The sequence below is a fragment of the Paraburkholderia sp. GAS333 genome (assembly GCF_050435665.1).
Taxonomy (GTDB): domain Bacteria; phylum Pseudomonadota; class Gammaproteobacteria; order Burkholderiales; family Burkholderiaceae; genus Paraburkholderia; species Paraburkholderia fungorum_A.
Map to the genome: position 1 here is coordinate 255,368 of NZ_JBNDKS010000003.1, position 20,044 is coordinate 275,411.

The window sequence follows — 20,044 nt, forward strand, 5'->3', positions numbered from 1 at the left end:
CGAAAGCGTCCATCGACGTGCTACGTCGGAACGACCTGGGGCCTTAGAGGCTTGCTCTGAGTCTTGCGGGCCGAATGTCAACTTCGACGCTGCGCAGACCCGGCGGCGCGAATGCGTCGAAAGGTCGGCCGGCAAGCGCCGCGACGATCCGCGCAGAAGCACGGCCGTCGCCATACGGATTGATGCGCTGTGCGAAGGCGTGGCGCGCGCCGGCATCGTCCAGCAACTGCATGACGGCATTGACGATCGTTGCGGGATTCGTGCCGACCAGCAACGCCGTGCCGGCCTGCACGGCTTCGGGACGCTCGGTGACGTCGCGCATCACCAGAACCGGCTTGCCGAGCGCGGGCGCTTCTTCCTGCACGCCACCGGAGTCGGTGAGGATCAACGTCGCGCGCTGTAGCAACCGCACAAAGCCGTCGTAGCCTTGCGGCTCGATCAGATGGATATTGGGCACGCGTTCGAGTGCCAGCGTGACCGGTCCGCGAACATTGGGATTCAGATGCACCGGATACACGATCTGCACGTCGGGGCGCTGCGCGATATGCGTAAGCGCGGCGCAGATATCGGCGAAACCTTGCCCGAAACTTTCACGCCGATGCCCGGTGACGAGCACCATCTGCCGACCGGGGTCGAGAAACGGAAAACGCGCGTCGAGGCTGTCGCGTAAAGCGGTATTACTGTCGATGCGCTCTGTCATCCAGAGCAATGCGTCAATGACGGTATTACCCGTGACGATGGTCGATCCTTGCAGCGATTCCGCCGCTATATTCGCGGCAGACCGATGCGTCGGCACAAACAGAAGATCGCTAACGGTATCCACGATGCGTCGGTTAATTTCTTCTGGCCACGGATGACCGGGATCATAAGTGCGCAATCCCGCTTCAACATGGCCGACCGGAATACGGCGATGAAATGCAGCAAGCGCGGCCGATGACGCGCTTGTCGTGTCACCGTGAACCAGAATACGATCGGGCTTCTCCCTGTCGATCACCTTATCGAGCTTTTCAATTACGCGTGCAGTCAGCGAATTGAGCGTCTGATTCTGCGTCATGACGGCCAGATCGTAATCGGGTGCAATGTCGAATAGATCGAGAACCTGCTGCAACATGGTGTGATGCTGGCCCGTGATGCAGACCACCGAATCGATTCCCGGCTCTGCCGCAAGTGCGCGCATCAGCGGAGCCATCTTGATTGCTTCTGGCCTGGTGCCGAAGATCGACAGTATTTTTTTAGTCATTGGTGTGCGTTATCCGTGCGTTGTTTGACTCACGACGCATCGGATTTTAAGCACTCGACATGTTTTCGGTATTTATAAAAAATGTAAAAAACATTAACCGGGAAATTTTCCCTTTTAAAGCTTTTTAGAAGATTTTATAGCGGAATTAAATGCCGAAAATCAAGCCAAATCTTTACATTTTTTATAGGTTTTTATTTCCACACCAATACCTGGATAAGTAATTTATTCCTTCATATAAAAAATGAGTCACGGTGTATCACTTAATCCTAAACATGAATTAACGTATTTATTGCCAATCGAATCGAAATGTTAAATACGGCATTGATAACCGGCATGCAGACTCAATTCGAAGGAAGTGCAAATACGATGCGAACAAGGTGTAATTGTCCGCAGTGCCGCCACTGCGGACAATCCACCGGCAGTCGCTAACGCGTAGCCGCCTCGGTCACCGCCGCACTCAACGCGGCGGGAAGATACGACACATGATTCGCGCCGCTGAAAACGTCGAGTGCCACGTCTACATCGTCGCTGTGCTCCTGCTTAAGGCGGGTATAAAGCAATTGCACGTTGTCGTTCATCGCCGCATGCGTCACGCGGTCGACACGGACCGCCGGAGCACTGGCGGCCAGAGTCTGCTCCGCGCCGCCAACCATCAGGTGAAGCGCTTTTCTTCCACCGCTTCTATCGGTTCTCAAAGACGACAGTTCGTTCAGCACCGCCCTGTCGTTCCACCAGATAGAAGGGCTTGCAGCAATGTAGCGATCGTAGCTATCGGGATGCGTCAACAGCGTGTGCAACACAAATAGCCCGGCGAGCGAATGACCGAACAACGTCGTGCGCTGCTTGTTCACATGCATGCATCCATCGACCACTGCCGCGACCTCGTTGACCAGAAAGTCGCGGTACGCATCGGCACCGCCTGTTTTAAGCGGTCCACCGTTCCTGTCTTTCGGAACACCCCACGCGTTGTCGGCGGCCGGAGTCGTCAGGTCGCGATAACGTGCTGGCGGATCGAATAGCGCATTGCTTTGCGCGTCGACGCCGACCACAATCAGGCCACCTGTCAGCCGCTCCTGTAATCGTGCGGCCTGCGCCGCCAGTACGAACGTTGCGTTGCCATCCAGCACGTAGAGCACCGGAAAGCCGCCCGGCGGTTCCTTGACCGTCGCGGACGGCCGATGAATCAGGATCTGATAACGCTGTCCATTGACCGCCGACTCCACCGCAACGCCGAGCGTGTCAGGCATCAATTCAATCTTCGATACCGGTGCAGACAGCTCCGTCGCCGCGCATTGCAACGAAGAAGCGGCAACCGCTCCTTGCGTGAATCCCATTGCCGCGACGAGCCCAACCAGGAGCCGCCCTTTTTTTGATCCTTTGCTTCGATTGCCGTGCATAAAAACGCTCACCATTGATAAGTCGCGTGACCGATCACGGTGCGACGCAATCCATAGAAACACTGCGTGGCGCTCGCACACGCAGCGACGTATTCGCGATCGAACAGATTCGACGCAGTGACCGAGAAGCGCCAGTTGCGCCAGTCGTAATGCGCACCGAGATCGACCAGCGTGTACGAACTGACCTTGAACGAGTTATCCGCCGCGCCATACGTATTGCCGATATAGCGAACCCCACCGCCAAACCCAAGACCGCTCAGCGGCCCTGCATGCAGCGTGTAATCGAGCCACGCGGACGCCATCTGGCGCGGCACGGCGGCCGGCGTATGACCGAGAGACGAATCTGTAGCCGACGCGACATACGCGCTCGTGTACGTATAGGCGAGGATTGCGTTCAGCGAGTGAGTCAACGCAAGATGCGCCTCCACTTCTACGCCGCGGCTATTGACCTGCCCTGTCTGCACACGATAATTGCTGTTGTTCGGATCGATGGTCGACACATTGCGCTGACGCAGATCGAACAGCGATACCGTCGTGAAACTCGCACTGCCCGGCCGCTGATATTTGACGCCCACCTCGTATTGCTCGCCGGTGGTCGGCTTGAGCGGCGCGCCGTCCGATGTCGTGCCCGATGTAGTCGGCTGGAACGAACGCGAATAGCTGAAATACGGCGTAACTCCGCTGTCGAACGAATAGAGCACGCCGCCGCGCCACGTGAACGCGCGATCGTATTGATGCGTGCTGGTCGACTTGATCAGCTCGTTCGAATCCGTCGACGCCCAGTCCTCACGACCGCCGATCACGAACGACCATTTGCCGAAGCGCACCTGGTCCTGCGCGTACAGACCGAGTTGATCGGTGCGCTGGCGCGTGTAGCTTGCCGTCGTCGGGTCCGCGATGGCGATGCTGTAATCGGGATTCAGAATGTCGAGCGCCGCCGCTTTACCGGATGCGAGCGTGCGATCCGCCATCGTCATCTGATAGTCGAGACCGAACAATACGGTGTGTTCCAGCGCGCCGGTTTTGAAATGCGCTTCGGCCTGGTTGTCGACGGAAATGCTGTCGACGTGTTCATACGATCCACTGGTCAGGCGATTCAGATAGCGCTGGGTCGAGTCGGTGTAGCCGCTCGAATAGACGGTTTTATAGTTCGACCACATGTGCATGTAACGCGCGTTCTGCCGCACGGTCCACACGTCGTTGAAGCGATGTTCGAACTGATAGCCGACTGACGCCTGCATCCGCTTAAAGGTGTCGTAGTCGGGATCGCCATCGTTGAAACCCGTGCCGAGCTGACCGTTCGGATTCGCCGACACCGTGCCATAACGCGGCAGAAAACCGTAATAGCCATTTTCCGGATCGTACTGATAGCTCGCGAGCAGAGTCAGCGACGTGTCCGCGTCGGGCTTGATCGTGACCGATGGCGCGAAGTAGATGCGACGCTCCTTAGTGCCGGACACCTGCGTGTCCGCATCGCGCGCGAGGCCGACGAAGCGGTACAGCACCTTGCCGTCGTCCAGCTGGCCACCCAGATCGAATGCGCCTTGCCAGAGATTGTGCGTACCCGCCGCCACGTCGATTTCGTTGACGTGATTCGCTTCCGGCATCTTGCTTTCCATCACGATCACGCCGCCCGGACTTGCCTGACCGTACAGAATGGAACTCGGTCCGCGCAGCACTTCGATGCGTTGCAAACCGTACTGATCGATTTGCGGAACCGCATACGAAAGGCCGCGCCCGAGCTTCAGTCCATCGAGGAAATTCACGTAACTCGCGCTGCCGCCAAAGCCGCCGAAACCGCGCAACATCACGCTGTCGTAGCGCTCGCCGACACCGCGCGCCTCGGCCACCACGCCGGGCGTATAGCGCAACGCCTGCGCGACGCTTTGCACGCCCTGCGCGTCCATCTGCGCGCGATCGATCACCGTGACCGACTGCGGCGTGTCCTTCAGAGCGGTCGAGGTCTTGGTGCCCGCGCGGCTCACGACCGGTTCATCGGCGGAGACCGCGGACGAACTCACCACGACCGGCGGCAACGTCTTTCCCTCGGGGCTTACCTCGCCGGATGCTGGGACGTCCTGCGCCTTCACGCTCAGCACGATGCCGCCGTGTGCGCCTTGCTGGGCGACGAGACCGGTGCCCGCGAGCAGCGCATCGAGCGCGTTCGCACTGGACATGCTCCCTTTCACGCCGGGGGACTGCCGCCCCACTGTGAGATCGGCGGCATAGGCGATCTGCACGCCGCTCACGTCCGCGAATGCATTGAGTGCGCTATTCAGCGAGCCCGGTGCAATACGAAACTCGTGCAATGCCGCTGCGGACGACGATGACGAACCGGCGCTGCCGGTTGCACTGGATTGCGCATGCGCCAACGGCGCCATCATTAACGTGGCAAGCACGGCGCGATAGATCAGGCGATGACGCAGGCGGTTGGCGGTGCGGCCGTGCGTGTACGAACGCAGTCCGCGTGATGACTGTGAATCCAGCTTCGACAAGATGATTTCCCCGTGTAATTGAAGACCTTATGTCTGCTAGACGCAGCAGCCTTCAAAAACAGGAGGTCGTTTTTAGAATTATTTTCTGGCGAGGACGATCAGCCGGTCGGCAACTGTCAGACGGTCGAGTCCGAACGCATCGCACAACGTATTGAGCGCGGCCGCAGGATCGTTGAGATTGAAATTGCCCGACACGCGCAGCGCTGCCGCCGGACCACGCACATAAAGAAAGTGCTGCGGATAGTAGCGATTCAACGATTGCAACACGTCGCGCAGCGGCACGTCGTCGAAACGCAGACGCCCTTTCTGCCATGCGGTGAGCGCGGCGATATCGGCCTGCTGCATGGGTGCAGGCGCGGCACTTCCACGATATTGCGCGGCCTCGCCGGGGCGAAGTACTTCCCTGCCGCCCGCCGTTGCGACCTCGACGCGGCCCTCCGTCACGACCACGTCGACAACCGGCGCTTGCGTATCGCGGCCTTCGTCGAGCCGGTCTACCTGGAAGACTGTGCCGATATCGCGCGTCGTGCCGTCGCGCGCAACAACGAGGAACGGTCGCGCTTCATCGTGTGCAACGTGGAAGGCCGCGCGGCCTTTGCGCAAGACGATCCGGCGCTCACCAGCGGTGTACTTCACATCGATTGCGCTTTGCGCGTCGAGCTTCACCGTGCTGCCGTCATCTAGCGCAATCGTGCGTTGCTCGCCCGTCGCCGTCGACCAGTCCGGCTGACGCACGACGCTCACTGTCGCGACGGCAAGGGCCGCCACGCCGACCGAAGCGATCACGGGCATACGCAGACCAGATAGCCACGCGCGAGGCCGCCAGCGGGCCGGATTGCGATTGTGTCGCCGCTGACGGGACGGCGTGCTCGCGTGAACTTCGAACGATGATGGCTTCGTGCGCGCATTTTCTTCGTGCACAGCCACCGTTTTTGTGACTTGCGCGCCCGCGGCCTGCCACGCCGCCGATGCCGCATCGAACGCCTGGCGATGCGCTTCCGAGCGCGCAAGCCAGCGAACCAGGCGACTGTCGTCGCGATTCACGCGGCCGGAATCGAGCCTGACCGTCCACACGGCGGCTTCCGCTTTCAGACGCTGCGGTCCCTTGCCGGGCATGCCCACCGGCGACGATGCGTCGCGTGAATCAGGCGTCATGGAGCGAGGCGTCATCGTGGCGTGCTGGTAGAGCGGATTGCGGAGATGCCGGTATTCTAGCGGCGCCGTGCGACGAATCAACCAGCGGGCCGTCATGGCCGGCATCGCTCTGGAACACAAGCAGCGCGCGGCGCAGATGCTTTTCGACCATGTTGCGGCTGATGTTCAGCCGGGTCGCGATGTCGTCATGAGAGAGGCCGTCGATTTTCCGCAGCAGGAACACTTCGCGGCAACGCGGTGGCAAAGCGGCAACCATCGTATCGATCCTGTGGGCAGTCTGGGCGGCCTGGGCCAGCAGGTCGGGCCGCGCCGCGTCGCTCGGATAATCGACCGGCTCGTCGTTCATCGCGTAGTCGGCGACGATCACCTTGTCGGCGACACGCTGTTCGCGAAACCGGTCGATCACCAGGTTCTCGACCATCCTCACGAAAAACGCCTGTGGCTGCTGGACGCGCTCGGGTGCTTCCAGTGTCGCGATCCGGACGAACGCGTCGTGCACGATGTCCGCCGCCGACTCGGCCGACGCCACACGACGCCTGGCAAACGCAAGCAGCGAGTGGTAATGCGCGATGAACGCACTGGCGAGAGTGTTCGGAATAGGCACGGTTTTGCGCTCGACCAGGAAGGGCTGTCGAGCCGGTGGACGACAAAATGCAAATGCGAATTATTATCATTTGAAATGAAAATTGCAAGCATTTTGCATGGAAAGCGGGGTTAAGGTTGCTGACGGTGCGTGGTGGGCTTCGAGCGAGTGTTGTCTGTGTCGAGCATCGCCAGATGGCGCGTTTCCGTTTCATCGTCGGCGGGAAACATGCATTCGATCCGCAGCTCCTGCGCCGCGACGCTCAGCGGCGTGCCCACGCTGGCCACCATCGAAAAGTAGTTCAGCACGTGGCCATCTTTCATGAAGCCGATTGGAATAACGGGCATTGACGCAGAGTCGGCAGTGGAATCGGTATCGGATTGCGCAGAAGCCTTTCGCTGCGTCGATACGTCTGGATACGCCCGTAAGGCCGCGAGCAGGTCGCGCGTGGGATCGTCGATCACGCGCCCTACCGATTCGCGATACACCCGCTGGATCAGACTCTCCGACACGCGCTCCCAATCGGCGATAAACGGCCGCATGCCGTCGGGATCGAACACGAGATGCAGCATATTGCGCGGCCCCTTGCGCGCGGCCATGTCGATGAAACAGTTGAAAAAACGCGGCGCCGCGTCGTTGGTCAACAGCACGTTCCAGTAGCGGTCCATGACCAGAGCCGGGAAGGGTTCGTGTTGCCGCAGCATCCGTTCGAGCGCCTTCGTCACGCTCTGCATTTCCTGCGCGTTCCGTGCCGTGTCGGCGTAGATCGGCGCGTACCCTGCCGCCAGTAACAGCGCGTTGCGCTCGCGCAGCGGTATGTCGAGCGTCTGCGCGAGATCGATCAACATCTGACGGCTGGGCACGCTACGCCCGCTTTCGATAAAGCTGATATGACGCTGCGACACGCCTGCATTGAACGACAGATCCAGTTGGCTGATTCCGCGCAGATCCCGCCAGTGACGCAATAGCGGGCCGATTTCGTTCGACGATGCATTGATGGCTCGATTCGTATTCGCAGGGTTCATCGCTCGGTTGTCCGTCGTCCGTGGGTCTCGAAGGCATGCGGGCTCTCAGTGGTGAGCCAGCATACCCTGCCCGGCTGCAAGGCGGCTCACGCGTGCCACGCGTGCGTCTGGAACTGCGCTTCCAGCGGTGGTTGCGTGATGTTGCCCACGTAATTCGTGATGGTCGATGCTGCGGAAACAGCCAGCACTTCGAGCACCTGATCGCGACGAAAGCCTGCTTCGAGAAATGCGTTCAGATCGTGCGCGTCGAGATGCCCGCGCTTTTCAATCGCGGTCCTCGTCAGCGTGGAAAGCGCGGCATGCTGACGATCCGCCGGCACGCGTGCCTCGCGAATCGCGTTGACGTCAGCGGATGTGAGGCCCTGGTCGAGCGCCAGCGCGGTATGAAATGCGACCGCCCACGAGCACGCGTTGGTCACCGCATTCGTCAGAAGCAGGGTCTGGATTTGCGCTTCGGTGAACGTGCCTGCGTGGACCTTCTGGAACAGATCGATGAATGCACCGATCAGCACGGGCGATTCCGCCATGGCGCCTGCGATGTTGGGGATGAAGCCGAATGTCTGTTCGAGTTGCCGCAATACCGGCGCGGACTGCGCCGGTGCGGAATCGATGGAATGAATCGGAAACGTCGACATGATGCGTCCTCGGTAGTGAGCGCGGCCCGGGATGAACCGCGCGACAACCGAAGATTAGGTGCGTGGATGCTGCTCGCCAATTACCTCACATGTAATAAAGGCATGGCGATTTTCTGCGCCGACAGCGGCGGCCTGCCCGCTTTTACCGCCGAGGTTCCATCAACCGCTTGACGGTCAACGCGAGCGGCACGGTGAAGAAGATATGAGACATGAAGCCGCCGATAATCACCGCCGGATCGTAGTAGTTCGGGTGATTGTCCGACGAAATCATGATCGCGACATGCATGACGATCCACGCCAGCACGGCATAAAACAATGCTACGAAGGTGGCTTCATATCCACGTCGACGGAAGTACGGCCAGATCATCGCAAACAGCACGCCCCACGCCGCCGCGAACACAAAGTGAATACCTGTGCCCACGATATACGCCCAGATGCCCAGCGACTCCTGTACCGCCTTGCCGAACACCAGGCCCGTTGCGTTTCGCGGAATGCCCGCCAGCGGCATCATATGCTGCGCGCCGACCCAGACTAGCGCCTCGTAAATCCAGATAAACACAGCGCCGACCAGACCACCGGTTATACCGGCGCGTAGCGTCGTTGCGCGGTTAGGCGATTCGGAACCCGCTGCGCCGAATCGTTTGTCGAGGCCCGTCTCGGTTACGCCAAAATTGCTGCCCATATCCACCCCTCCTGGAAATCCTGGAAGCGCGCTTTGTACAAACCCAAGCGCTTCGTGCAAACCTTCGTGCAAACAATACTCAGCGGGTAACGTCACGAGCCACGTGGATCAACGCGATCTCACTAGACCGCTCTTACACCGCCTCCGGCACCCGACGCGTTTTCAAAAATGCTTCGAGCGTTTCGCCGCGCATGCTCGCGTACATGCCGAGGTTCGTGATCTTCACCACCCGCGCGAATTTTTCGAGCACGAAAAAGCACACGCCGTAGCGAACCAGGCCGAGCCAGTCTGTGTTGTCGACCAGCGTGCGTTCTTCATCAGTGAGTTTCGCCGCGTCGTAAGCCGCGCTGCGATTGTCGAGCCACAGCGTACGCGCAGGCGCTTCACGCATCATCCAGAAGAAGCGGTTCAGTCGCATCGCCTTGATGCTTTGGCGAATATCGAACGGGTACGTGCCCGTCAGTTCTTCAACGCCGATCAGTTGCGGATTCATTGCGCCACCTCGTCTTCATAGATGGTCACGGCCATCGCGGTACTGGTCGCGAGATAGTAGTTGCGATGCAGTTCGCGAACCTTCGGACCCAGCGCGCCACGCATCGCGAGCCACATGATCGTCTCCACGCTTTCCGCGCCGCCCAGGCGCACGTAGTCGACGTGCTTCATGGCCGCGAGACGCTGCGGGTCGTTGACAATCAGGTCGAGAAACTCCATGTCCCATTCGGTATTGTTAAAGCCGCTACGCTCGCCGTGCACCTGATGAGACAAGCCGCCCGTGCCGACCACCACAACATCAAGATCCTCTTCGTACGATTCGATCGCGCGACGCAGCGCCTGCCCCAGACGGTAGCAACGATTTGCGGTAGGCAGCGGATATTGCAGCACGTTCACCTCGAGCGGCACCAGCGACATCGGCCAGCCGCCGTCATGCGGCAACATCAACGAAAGCGGCGAATTGCAACCGTGATCGAGCGGACGGTCCTGAAAGATCGTCAGGTCGAACTCGTCGGCCACCATCTGCTCGGCGATGTGAATCGCGAGATCGGGGTGCCCAGCGATATCCGGCAACGGACGCTTGCCCGCGCCCTCGTCCGCGAATTCGTGGCTCCCCGACACGCCCAGCGCGAAGGTCGGATAGCAGTCGAAGAAGAAACTGTTGGCGTGATCGTTGTAGAACATCACCATTACGTCGGGCTTGCGTTCGGCAAGCCATTTCGCCACCGGTTCGTAGCCCTTGAAGAGCGGCGCCCATGCGGGATCGTTCTGCTTGCCCTTGTCGTACGCCATGCCGATAGTCGGCACGTGCGAGGTGCCGATGCCACCAATGATCCTTGCCATATTCGTTGTCTTCCGTTACTTCGTGCTGCACTGAACGTGCGCTGAGTGTGCTCTACGTACGCGCTGACCGTTGCGCCGGATTCGCGCGCCAATCGGATAGGTCACCGCTTTTTCACAGGTAGCTATCGCGACCGCCTTGGGATACAAAGGTAGAAATTGTGCCGCTTTCGAGAAAGCTCGGGTAAACCACGGTCAGCCGCAAATTGCCGGGTCAAACCGCTATGGGATGCCGCTATGCGTCGTCCCTGGTCAAGCGGCAAGCCCCATGGCGAACGGCTTTTCTGGTATCCCGAGTGACCGCCGGGGCATTCCGGCCGGCTTTTTGTCGTGTAGCCACCGATAAATAAAACAGATGGCCTTGAAAACAACTCGCAAGCAGGTCCGCGAGCATGCTTTTGAGGCGTGGTGAAGTGCCGCCGCCGTGGCTATACTTCACTGCTCCAAACGAGGCGAGACCGATGAACGAGACCACCCAGCAGGCGATTGTGCAGACCTTACGCGAGAAGATTCTCGCGGGCGAACTGTCGCCAGGCCAGCGCCTCGTCGAGGCGCAACTCGCGCAGTGGCTCGGCGTGTCGCGCACGCCGCTGCGTTATGCGCTGAGCGTGCTGTCGTCGGAAGGCTTGCTCGACCGCTCGGGTGCACGCGGTTATGTCGTGCGGCGCTTTAGCGTGCACGACATCCTGAACGCGATCGACGTGCGCGGCGTGCTTGAAGGACTCGCCGCGCGGTCGGTTGCCGAGAGCGGAGTCAGCCCGGCATTGGCGGCCTCGCTCGACGAATGCCTGCGCGAAGGCGACGAGCTTTTCGCGCAACAGCATCTGAAACCGGCCGACGACGTGCGTTACGCCGAGATCAACGGACGCTTTCACGCGCTGATTGTCGACGCGTCGCAAAACATGGCGGTCAAGGCCGCGTTGAGTCTGAACGAGAAAATCCCGTTCGTGTCGCCGTTCACGATCGCATTCGACGAATCCGCACGAGAGCGGCAGTTTCTGATGCTGATGTACGCGCAACGCCAGCATCATGCGATCGTGGATGCACTTAAAAAAGGCGAAGGTGCGCGCGTGGACGCGTTGATGAAAGAGCACACGAACATTTCGAAAGAGAGCCTGAATCTTTCGCTGCCGTCTTTGCACCTTATTGCAGGCGCTGCATGATGAGCACGAATACTTCTACTGCTGACAACAATCCGGCGGCGGTTAAAGCGTCGTCGGCGAGCGGCAAAGACCTGCTCAATCTCGCGCAGTTGCGCGCGTTCCGCCTCGTCGCCGACATGGGCAGCGCGACCCGCGCGGCCGCCGCGCTGTTTCGCGCGCAATCGGCTGTCACGCGTTCCGTGCAGGAACTGGAGTCGGCGCTCGGCGAACCGCTGTTCGATCGCGGCCCTTCCGGCATGCTGCCCACGCCCGTCGGGCGTGCGGTTTTGCAGCGCTGCGAGCGGATTTTCGCGGAACTCGAAGAACTCGCGCAATGGTGTGCTGCACGCCAGGCACGTCGCAGGCCTGCGGCAGAGGGCGCATTGCCCGCTTATCTGTTGAATACGCGGCGGCTGCAACTGTTCGCGGCGCTTGCACGGCATCGGCACATGCCGAGCGCGGCTAAAACCTTCGGCATCAGTCAACCGGCTGTGAGTACTGCGATTCGTGTACTGGAAAGCGGCTCGGGTTTGAGTCTGTTTCATCGCAGCCCGCGCGGCATTCTGCTCACTGCGGAAGGCGAAACTTTCCTGCTTCACGTGCGCCGCGCGTTGAACGAACTGCGCCACGTCCCTGACGATATTGCCGCGTTGCACGGCAAGATTCAGGGCGCGGTCACGGTCGGCGCATTGCCGCTTGGACGCACGCTTATCCTGCCTAAAGCCATCGCGCGAATGACCTCGGAAAATCCGGGCGTGCGCGTCGCCACCGACGAAAGCTCATACGAGACGCTCGTCGCGGGTCTGCGTGCAGGCGACATCGATTTCATTCTCGGTGCGCTGCGCGATAACGACGCCAGCAGCGGCCTCAAAAACGAGCGTTTGATGTCGGAAGACATGGTCGTGCTGGTGCGCCACGATCATCCGCTGACGCGTGAACGCGATCTGACCATCATGGGTCTGCGGGACGCGCAATGGGTGTTGCCGCGCAGTAACGCGCCCGCCCGCGCGCTGTTCGAAGCGCAATTCAAGCGATTGAAAGTGAAGCCGCCGCTGCCCACGGTCGAGACTGCGGACCTCGCAGTGATTCGCGGATTGCTGCTCGGCACGGACATGGCGGCTGCGTTGTCGGCGCAGCAGCTGCATCACGAGGTGCAATCGGGTCAGTTAGTCGTGCTCGACGTGCAATTGCACAATACCCGCCGCGATATCGGGCTGACCGTTCGCGCCGCCGGCACGCCCTCGCCTGCCGCGCGCGCATTGATCGACGCGATCCGGCTCTCGGTGGTGGACGTGACGCGCACCATCAACATCGGCGCGAACTAGGTAGCGGGCCGTTCGACTCGGCCCGCTTCGCTCTTCTGCCTGAACCTAAAGGCAGTAGACGATCCGGTTGTCGCGCAAGCCGATTAAGAAGTGCTTCGAATAGTGCTGGTGAGGCCTACACCATCTGCAGGCGCCCCCAACACGATCATTACGCTTCTGCATGCACCTTCGCGCCGAAGCGCTCGACACATGCCTGCCGCACCCTCTCCACCGACACCGCCCAGCCTTCCCCCGGTGCACGGCGAAACACCCGCAATGTGTGCGGATACCACGGCGAATCGTCACGGCCGTGCATCCAGCGCCAGTCGACATCTTTTTCCGGCAGCATCACCCAGCACGGCTTACCCAGTGACGCGACCAGATGCGCGGTGGACGTATCGACGGCAATCACCAGATCGAGTTGATCGATGATCGCGGCCGTGTCCGCGAAATCGGTGACGAGCGTACCGACATCGAGCAACGGTTGACCGGCCGGCGGATTACGCGCCTCGTCCTCGCCCTGCCCTTTTTGCAGGCTCACAAAGCTCACTCCCGGCACACTCCACAGCGGAGCAAGCGTGGCGAGCGACGGCATCGAGCGATTCGCGTCGTTGTGATGTTTCGTGTTGCCCTTCCACACCAAACCGATCTTGCGACCCGCCGGCAGCATGTCAAGCATCGGCCGCCATTGCTCGCGCAGCGCCGGATCGACTTTAAGCTGCACGGCGCGCGGAATCGTTTCGATGGTTGTGCGCAGATAGAACGGTGCGCTCAGCAGACTCGTCCAGCAATCGTAACGCGACATACGAGCCATCGCCGTCGCATGATCCAGCATCTCGTCGGCACCGGCTACTCCCGTCATCAACCGATGCAAACCCGGCGCGCACGCGAACGCAATATGAGCGGCGCCTTGCGCTTTTAGCAGCGGTAGATAACGCGCGAATTGCAGCATGTCGCCGAGTCCGTCTTCCTGCCAGACCAGCACCGATTTACCGGCAAGCGGTTCGCCGAGCCACTGCGGACAACTGAGCATCGACCGAGTCTTGTAGTGGATGAAAGCCGGCTGTTCGTAACGGTACTCGTATTGCTGCCAACCCTCTTCGAATTGACCGATGCTGAGCAGCAGAACCGCGAGACCGAAGCGGGCTTCACCGTAATCGGAACGGATGACAAGCGCCTCGCGATACGCGCGTTCCGCCTCGGGCAATCGCTTCAGTTGCGCCAGCGCGTTGCCGAGATTGGCATACGCCTCGGCGAGTTGCGGATTCACTTCGATCGCCTGCCGGAACGCCTCGACGGCTTCCGGATAACGGTCAACACGACGCAGCACGCAGCCCAGATTGTTATGCGCATGCGCAATGCCGGGGTTCAAACGAATCGCGTCGCGATAAGCCTGTTCGGCATCGGCGAGACGCTCCTGTTTGAACAGGGCAATGCCGAGGTTGTAATAAGCCTCGGCATACTGCGGACGATGCACGATCGCGTCGCGATAAGCCGCTTCCGCTTCGGTCAGGCGCTCCAGTTCGATCAGCACCGCGCCGAGGTTCAGATGCGCCTCCGCGAACTCGGGCCGGATGGTCAGCGCGAGGCGGCAAGCGAGTTCCGCTTCGACGAGCCGGTTGGCCGCCTTCAGCACGCCGCCGAGATTATTGAGTGCTTCCGGGTATTGCGGGCGGATCGTCAACGCCTCGCGATAGGCCGCGTCGGCTTCGTCGGCGCGGCCGAGTTCCACCAGCACGCTACCGAGGTTGTTATGCACCTCTGCATGCCCCTGAAGACCCGGCAACGCCTTGCGATAAGACACTTCCGCGTCATGCGGACGGCCCAGGTCACGTAGCACGATGCCCCGGTTGTAATGCGCCTCCGCGAAATCCGCGCGAATCGACACGGCCTGGCTGTACGACGCTTCCGCTTCCTGCCGGTAGCCTAGCCCGTAAAGCACGATGCCGAGCTGATAGTGAGCTTCGGCCTGGTCCGGCCGCAACGACACCAGTTCGCGATACATCGCTTTCGCGGCGGACAAACGCCCGAGCGACTTGTACAGCGAGCCGAGGCTGCTGTACACCTCAGCGAAACCGGGTTTGAGTTGCAGGCACTGACGCCAGTAGTTTTCCGCATCGGCGACCTTGAGTTGCGCAAGCGAACAGGCACCGGCGATATTCAACGCTTGCGCGCGCGCGTCGGCTGGCAGCGTCGCGTCTTCGCAAACGGGCGTCACCAGCGACAAAGCGTCGGCGAACTGGCCGGCCGAGCTCAACGAAACGGCCCGCTGGTTGAGGTCGGCAATATCGGCAATCGGGGATGCGTGCGTCTGCGTGAGCGTCATGAGTCGTAGGAATGAAATCGGGGCGAGGCGCGGTTCGGCGCTCTTCCCTCGCGGACATAACGAACCTCCGGCCCGGGACGGAAAGAGGAACGGCTACCACACAGCTTACGGGAACCGGCGCTGGACCAACGCGAAGAACTGAGCGGCTTTTTGCCGTCTAATCTGGCGCTATACGCGGAATCACGCGAGATAAATCTGTAAGGCAATGCTAAAATCGCCCCGCCTTTATCCCGACCATCATGACGCTACGTTCCCGCAACCACCTGACCGCATGGCTTGGCCTGTTCGCCATGTGGCTCGTCGTGTTCGCGCCGCTCGTGAGTCAGATGCTGGTGGCGAACCAGGCACACGAGCCTATCGCCGCGCTGTGTTCGGCGCTCCATCCGTCCGGCGCGAGCGACGCAACGCTGGTCAGTCATGCCGGTCCCGAGCCGGTACATCTCAGTCACGACGACGCATTCGGCGCGTGCGGCTACTGTCATCTGCTCGAGCATCATGTCGCGATGCCGACAGTCGCAGCAATCGAACCGCCGGCAGCCCTCGCGCTGGCCGGCACCGCGCCGCCCACACTCTCCACCCGCTTTACTCCGCTCGGCGCGTTCCCTTCGGGACGCCCCAGAGACCCGCCTGCTGTTTCCTGATCACTGCCGGTTCTGATCGCGCGTTTTTCGCGTCTATTGCACCTGTCGCACCCATCGTTTCCGACGAGGGGGCGCGCGATCGCCTGTCCAATGCATCAAGGAAACTTTCATGTTCAACTTCGCGCTGCGAAGGCTGCCCCTTTGCGCCCGCAGAGGCGCGCGCGGCCTCGCGTCCAACCGGTTGTCACAACCGTTTTTTTCGTCGTATTTCCGCGCTGATCTGAAGGCCTGCTGGCCTGCGCTGATTCCCGCAATCGTTGCTCCCGTGGCTCATGCGGAAAGCGCCAGTACGAATACCGAAGCCACCTTGCCCGCGGTCAGCGTCAGCGCTTCAAATACGGCGGCCACGCCCCGCGCCGTCGCCCCGAACCTGCCCGCCTCCGTCGAAACCGTGACGCGCGAGCAGTTCAGCAACTGGAACGTCGTCAACACCGAAGACACGCTGAAGTACATGCCGAACTTCGCTGTGCGCAAGCGTTTTATCGGCGATGTGAACTCGCTGATAGCCGTACGTGGTACGAGCAATTCGCAAAGTGCACGCGGTCTCGTCTACGCAGACGGTCTGCTGCTCAGCAATCTGCTCGGCAACAGCTTTACGTTTGCGCCGCGCTGGTCGATGGTGTCGCCCGACGAGATCCAGCAGGTCGACGTGATTTACGGGCCGTTTTCGGCGCTATATCCGGGCAACTCGCTCGGTGCGACGGTGCTCATCAGCACCTATATGCCGAAAAAACTCGAGGCCACCGCCGACATCAAGGCGTTCACCCAGCATTTCAGCCTGTATGGCGTGAATCAGAATTTCAACGGCAGTGAAATGAGCGCGTCGATCGGCGACCGGATCGGCAAGTTCTCTTATCGGCTTGCTGTCAATCACCTGGAGAATACGAGTCAGCCGTTGCAATTCGCGACGCTCGCGCAGTCGAGCACGCCCGCGACGGCCGCCGCAACACCCGTGACGGGCGCGTATTTCTATAACAACCAGACCAATACGCCGACGGCCGTACTCGGCGTCAACGGCGAAGGCATCGAACACACGGTGCAGGATCAGTTCAAGCTGAAAACGCAGTACGACTTCACGCCAACACTGCAAGCCGGATTTACGCTCGGCTACTGGCATCAGACCTATAACAGCGCGACGTCGAGCTTCCTGCGCGACGCGGACGGCAATCCTGTCTATAGCGGCACGGTCTCGATCGGCGGCTATCAATACACGATCCCCGCCGCGGCTTTTGCACCGAGTCTCGGTCATAGCGAGAACTGGCTGTATGGCGTGTCGCTGAAAACGCGCAACGCCACAGGCTGGAACGGCGAAGCGATCGCGTCGTATTACGACGTGAGCAATAGCGTGGCGCGCACCGCCAACTCCGGCGCGCCGGGCAACGGTCCCGGCACGGTGATTTTCGGCGACGGCACCGGCTGGAAAACACTCGATTTACGCAGCACGTACACGCCGTTCAGCACGCAAGCCGGACTCGCCAATCACGCGCTGAGTTTCGGCTATCACTACGACAATTACTTCCTCGATAACCAGAGTTACAACACGCTGAACTGGCGCGATGGCGAAGCCACGTCGTTCGCCAATTCATTCGTCGGCAAGACGCAGACCCAGGCGCTCTACGCGCAGGACGCGTGGCGTTTTCTACCGCGCTGGAAACTGGTCTACGGCGTACGTTATGAAGATTGGCAGGCTTATGGCGGTGCGCAAGGGCTGCCTGGCCAGAGCATTGCCTACAGCGATGCAAACCAGCACCACTTCTCGCCGAAAGCATCACTCTCGTTCGACGTCACCGACGATCTGACCTTACGCGCGTCGATTGGCCGCGCTTATCGATTTCCTACAGTCAGCGAATTGTTCCAGGGGCAAATCAACGGATCGTCGATCGTCAATAACAATCCGAATCTGAAACCCGAAGACGATCTTTCGAAAGAACTCACTGCCGAATGGGCGCACTGGAACGGCGTGTTCCGCTTCTCGCTGTTTCAGGACGACGTGAAGAACACGATCTTCAGTCAGACCGATACGACCGTGATTCCCAATGTGACGAACTTTCAGAACATCGGCAAAGTCCGTTCGCGTGGCGTCGAAACCAGTTACTCGGGACAGGATGTGCTGGTGCATGGACTCGATCTGCTAGCAAGCGTGGCTTATACGCAGTCGAAAATCATCGCCAATGCGCAGAACCCTGCTTCGGTCGGCAAGTACTTTTACCGGATTCCGCTATGGCGTGCGGATCTCGCGGCGACCTATCGCTTCAGCGAACGCGCGGCGCTCACGCTTGCCGCGCGTTACTCGGGGCGCCAGTACAACACGCTCACCAACACCGACACCAATCCCGATGTATTCGGCGGCACCAGTTCGTACACGGTGGCGGATGCGAAATTCACCTTCCGTCCGACGAAGCTGAGTGAAGTCGGCATTGGCGTCGACAACCTGTTCGATGCGCGCTACTTCGTCTATCACCCGTATCCGGGCCGCACGTTTTACGTGGAAGCCAAGCTGCGCATGTAAGCGCGCAACCCCATTCCGACTGACGAGGATTCCATGTCCACCACGACTGCCGCTCAACGCGTAAGCCCGGCAACGGGCACCACTCATCCCGGCTATCGAACACTCTGGCGATGGCATTTCTACGCCGGTCTGTTCGTCATGCCGTTTCTGATCGTGCTCGCGATAACGGGCACGTTGTACTGTTTTCAGCCACAGATCGAGCCGCTGCTCTATCGTCACCAGATGGTTGTCGACACGCAAGCCGTGCCGAGACTCAGCGAAGACGTGTTGCTCGCCAGAGCGCGCGCCGCGATGCCGCAAGGCGCTGTCGCGTTGACCGCAATGATCGCCAGCGACCCCAATCGCAGCACCGAATTCATTTTCCGTCTCGCCGACGGCGACAAGCAAAGCGTCTACCTGAACCCGTACAACGGCGATGTACTCGGCACCTTGAGTGTCGAGCGACGTTTCATGCAGGTGGACCGCATGCTGCATCGCAAGTTGCTGCTCGGTAAGCCTGGCGAACTTTTGATGGAACTTGCCGCATGCTGGACGCTCGTGATGATCGGCACAGGCATCGCGCTATGGTGGCCGCGTGAGAAAACAGCTATACGTAGGGCACTTTTGCCTCGCTTCACGCTGAAGGGCCGCGCGCTTTGGAAGAGCGTTCATGCGGTGATGGGCCTCTGGCTCGCGCTCGGCGCACTCGCGTTCGTGCTGAGCGGACTCCCGTGGTCGGGTTCGTGGGGCAAGCAGTTCAAGACGCTTGCGACGGCGGCGAATCTCGGCGCGCCGGAAGGCTCGTGGGGTGGCTTGCCTTTGCGCTCCGTGCTGCCTGGAGCGCAATCCGCCAATGCGCCAGATGCGACTCACGCTCAACACCATGAACACGCGGCCGATACTAATTCGATGCCCGGCATGGTGATGGACGACCTGCCTTTGCCGTTGACTCCATGGGCCGTCGGCAACGCACCGGTGCCTCACTCTTCATCGAGCGATACGCAAGCCGCGCAGCCGTTGTCGCTCGGACGCATCGTGGCGCTGACCGCGTCGATCGGCGTGACGGACGGTTACAGCATCGTGCTGCCCACATCCGCGACCGGCGTCTACACGGTGTCGTATTTTCCCGCCGATCCGAAAGACGAGCGCACGTTGTATCTCGACCAATACAGCGGCAAGGTACTGAAGGACATTCGCTACGACGATTACGGCGCGGTATCGAAAGCGGTGTCGTATGGCACCTCGCTGCACATGGGACGTTACTTCGGCGTGGCGAATCAGGTTATCTGCGCGGCCATTTCGCTCGGACTCGCGGCAATGGCCGTCACCGGCTTCGTGATGTGGTGGAAGCGGCGCCCGCAGCGCTCGCTCGGCGCACCGTCGCGCGAACGGGCCGCACCGCCGATGCGCGGCTGGAGAACCGGCCTCGTTCTGCTCGGCATCGTATTTCCGCTGATGGGCGCAACGATGCTGGCCGTGTGGACCGCAGACCGGCTGGTTTTCGGTCGGGCGACGAGGCGTAGCGTAAGCGCGAGTTAAGCCGACAAGCCGATTCATCTGAAAAATCACCGCGCCGGTCAGCAGCCAACAACTAACGCA

Annotated in this window: 16 protein-coding genes; 5 read left to right on the top strand and 11 right to left on the bottom strand. The window is 60.6% G+C overall.

What is annotated here, in order from left to right:
* Positions 1–43 precede the first annotated feature (43 nt).
* The 10 genes from wecB to ABH945_RS16995 form a co-directional block, all read right to left on the bottom strand.
* Entirely contained in the window at positions 44–1,240 is a 1,197-nt protein-coding gene (gene wecB, locus ABH945_RS16950; RefSeq protein ID WP_429251263.1) for a non-hydrolyzing UDP-N-acetylglucosamine 2-epimerase, read from the bottom strand.
* A 425-nt stretch (positions 1,241–1,665) separates the two neighbouring features.
* Complete coding sequence (locus tag ABH945_RS16955; protein WP_429251264.1) at positions 1,666–2,487, bottom strand: alpha/beta hydrolase; 822 nt, start codon at positions 2,485–2,487, stop codon at positions 1,666–1,668.
* Positions 2,488–2,645: 158 nt separating this feature from the next.
* On the bottom strand, positions 2,646–5,132 hold the full coding sequence (locus ABH945_RS16960; RefSeq protein WP_429251265.1) for a TonB-dependent siderophore receptor: 2,487 nt from the start codon (positions 5,130–5,132) through the stop codon (positions 2,646–2,648).
* A 78-nt stretch (positions 5,133–5,210) separates the two neighbouring features.
* Positions 5,211–6,287 (bottom strand): FecR family protein, encoded by a 1,077-nt coding sequence (locus tag ABH945_RS16965; protein WP_429251266.1) that lies wholly within the window; start codon positions 6,285–6,287, stop codon positions 5,211–5,213.
* The gene (locus tag ABH945_RS16970; RefSeq protein WP_429251267.1) at positions 6,277–6,891 is read right to left on the bottom strand and encodes a sigma-70 family RNA polymerase sigma factor; all 615 of its coding nucleotides are present in this window, start codon (positions 6,889–6,891) and stop codon (positions 6,277–6,279) included. The genes ABH945_RS16965 and ABH945_RS16970 overlap by 11 nt, the downstream gene beginning before the upstream one ends.
* A 110-nt stretch (positions 6,892–7,001) precedes the next feature.
* Positions 7,002–7,895, bottom strand: coding sequence for a helix-turn-helix domain-containing protein (locus tag ABH945_RS16975; protein ID WP_429251268.1), 894 nt, complete (start codon positions 7,893–7,895; stop codon positions 7,002–7,004).
* An 86-nt stretch (positions 7,896–7,981) separates the two neighbouring features.
* Positions 7,982–8,530 (bottom strand): carboxymuconolactone decarboxylase family protein, encoded by a 549-nt coding sequence (locus tag ABH945_RS16980; protein WP_429251269.1) that lies wholly within the window; start codon positions 8,528–8,530, stop codon positions 7,982–7,984.
* 142 nt (positions 8,531–8,672) lie between these two features.
* Entirely contained in the window at positions 8,673–9,212 is a 540-nt protein-coding gene (locus ABH945_RS16985; protein WP_074769579.1) for a hypothetical protein, read from the bottom strand.
* Positions 9,213–9,345: 133 nt separating this feature from the next.
* Positions 9,346–9,705 carry a protocatechuate 3,4-dioxygenase gene (locus ABH945_RS16990; RefSeq protein ID WP_429251270.1) on the bottom strand — a complete coding sequence of 120 codons (360 nt, stop codon included), beginning with the start codon at positions 9,703–9,705 and terminating at the stop codon, positions 9,346–9,348.
* Complete coding sequence (locus ABH945_RS16995; protein ID WP_074769583.1) at positions 9,702–10,547, bottom strand: gallate dioxygenase; 846 nt, start codon at positions 10,545–10,547, stop codon at positions 9,702–9,704. The genes ABH945_RS16990 and ABH945_RS16995 overlap by 4 nt, the downstream gene beginning before the upstream one ends.
* Positions 10,548–11,005: 458 nt before the next feature.
* On the opposite strand from ABH945_RS16995, the gene ABH945_RS17000 reads away from it, so the two are divergent.
* Together ABH945_RS17000 and ABH945_RS17005 are read left to right on the top strand one after the other, a co-directional pair.
* Complete coding sequence (locus tag ABH945_RS17000; RefSeq protein ID WP_429251271.1) at positions 11,006–11,707, top strand: GntR family transcriptional regulator; 702 nt, start codon at positions 11,006–11,008, stop codon at positions 11,705–11,707.
* Complete coding sequence (locus ABH945_RS17005; protein WP_429251272.1) at positions 11,707–13,011, top strand: LysR family transcriptional regulator; 1,305 nt, start codon at positions 11,707–11,709, stop codon at positions 13,009–13,011. The genes ABH945_RS17000 and ABH945_RS17005 overlap by 1 nt, the downstream gene beginning before the upstream one ends.
* Positions 13,012–13,159: 148 nt before the next feature.
* Here ABH945_RS17005 and ABH945_RS17010 read toward each other — a convergent pair whose 3' ends face one another.
* On the bottom strand, positions 13,160–15,316 hold the full coding sequence (locus ABH945_RS17010; protein WP_429251273.1) for a tetratricopeptide repeat protein: 2,157 nt from the start codon (positions 15,314–15,316) through the stop codon (positions 13,160–13,162).
* Positions 15,317–15,555: 239 nt separating this feature from the next.
* Here ABH945_RS17010 and ABH945_RS17015 point away from each other — a divergent pair, with 239 nt between their 5' ends.
* The 3 genes from ABH945_RS17015 to ABH945_RS17025 all read left to right on the top strand — a co-directional run bounded on the left by ABH945_RS17015 (position 15,556) and on the right by ABH945_RS17025 (position 19,984).
* Positions 15,556–15,957 carry a DUF2946 domain-containing protein gene (locus ABH945_RS17015; protein WP_074769592.1) on the top strand — a complete coding sequence of 134 codons (402 nt, stop codon included), beginning with the start codon at positions 15,556–15,558 and terminating at the stop codon, positions 15,955–15,957.
* 109 nt (positions 15,958–16,066) lie between these two features.
* Positions 16,067–18,466, top strand: a complete 2,400-nt coding sequence (locus tag ABH945_RS17020) for a TonB-dependent receptor (RefSeq protein ID WP_429251274.1) — start codon at positions 16,067–16,069, stop codon at positions 18,464–18,466.
* Positions 18,467–18,499: 33 nt separating this feature from the next.
* Positions 18,500–19,984, top strand: coding sequence for a PepSY-associated TM helix domain-containing protein (locus ABH945_RS17025; RefSeq protein ID WP_429251275.1), 1,485 nt, complete (start codon positions 18,500–18,502; stop codon positions 19,982–19,984).
* Positions 19,985–20,044 lie beyond the last annotated feature (60 nt).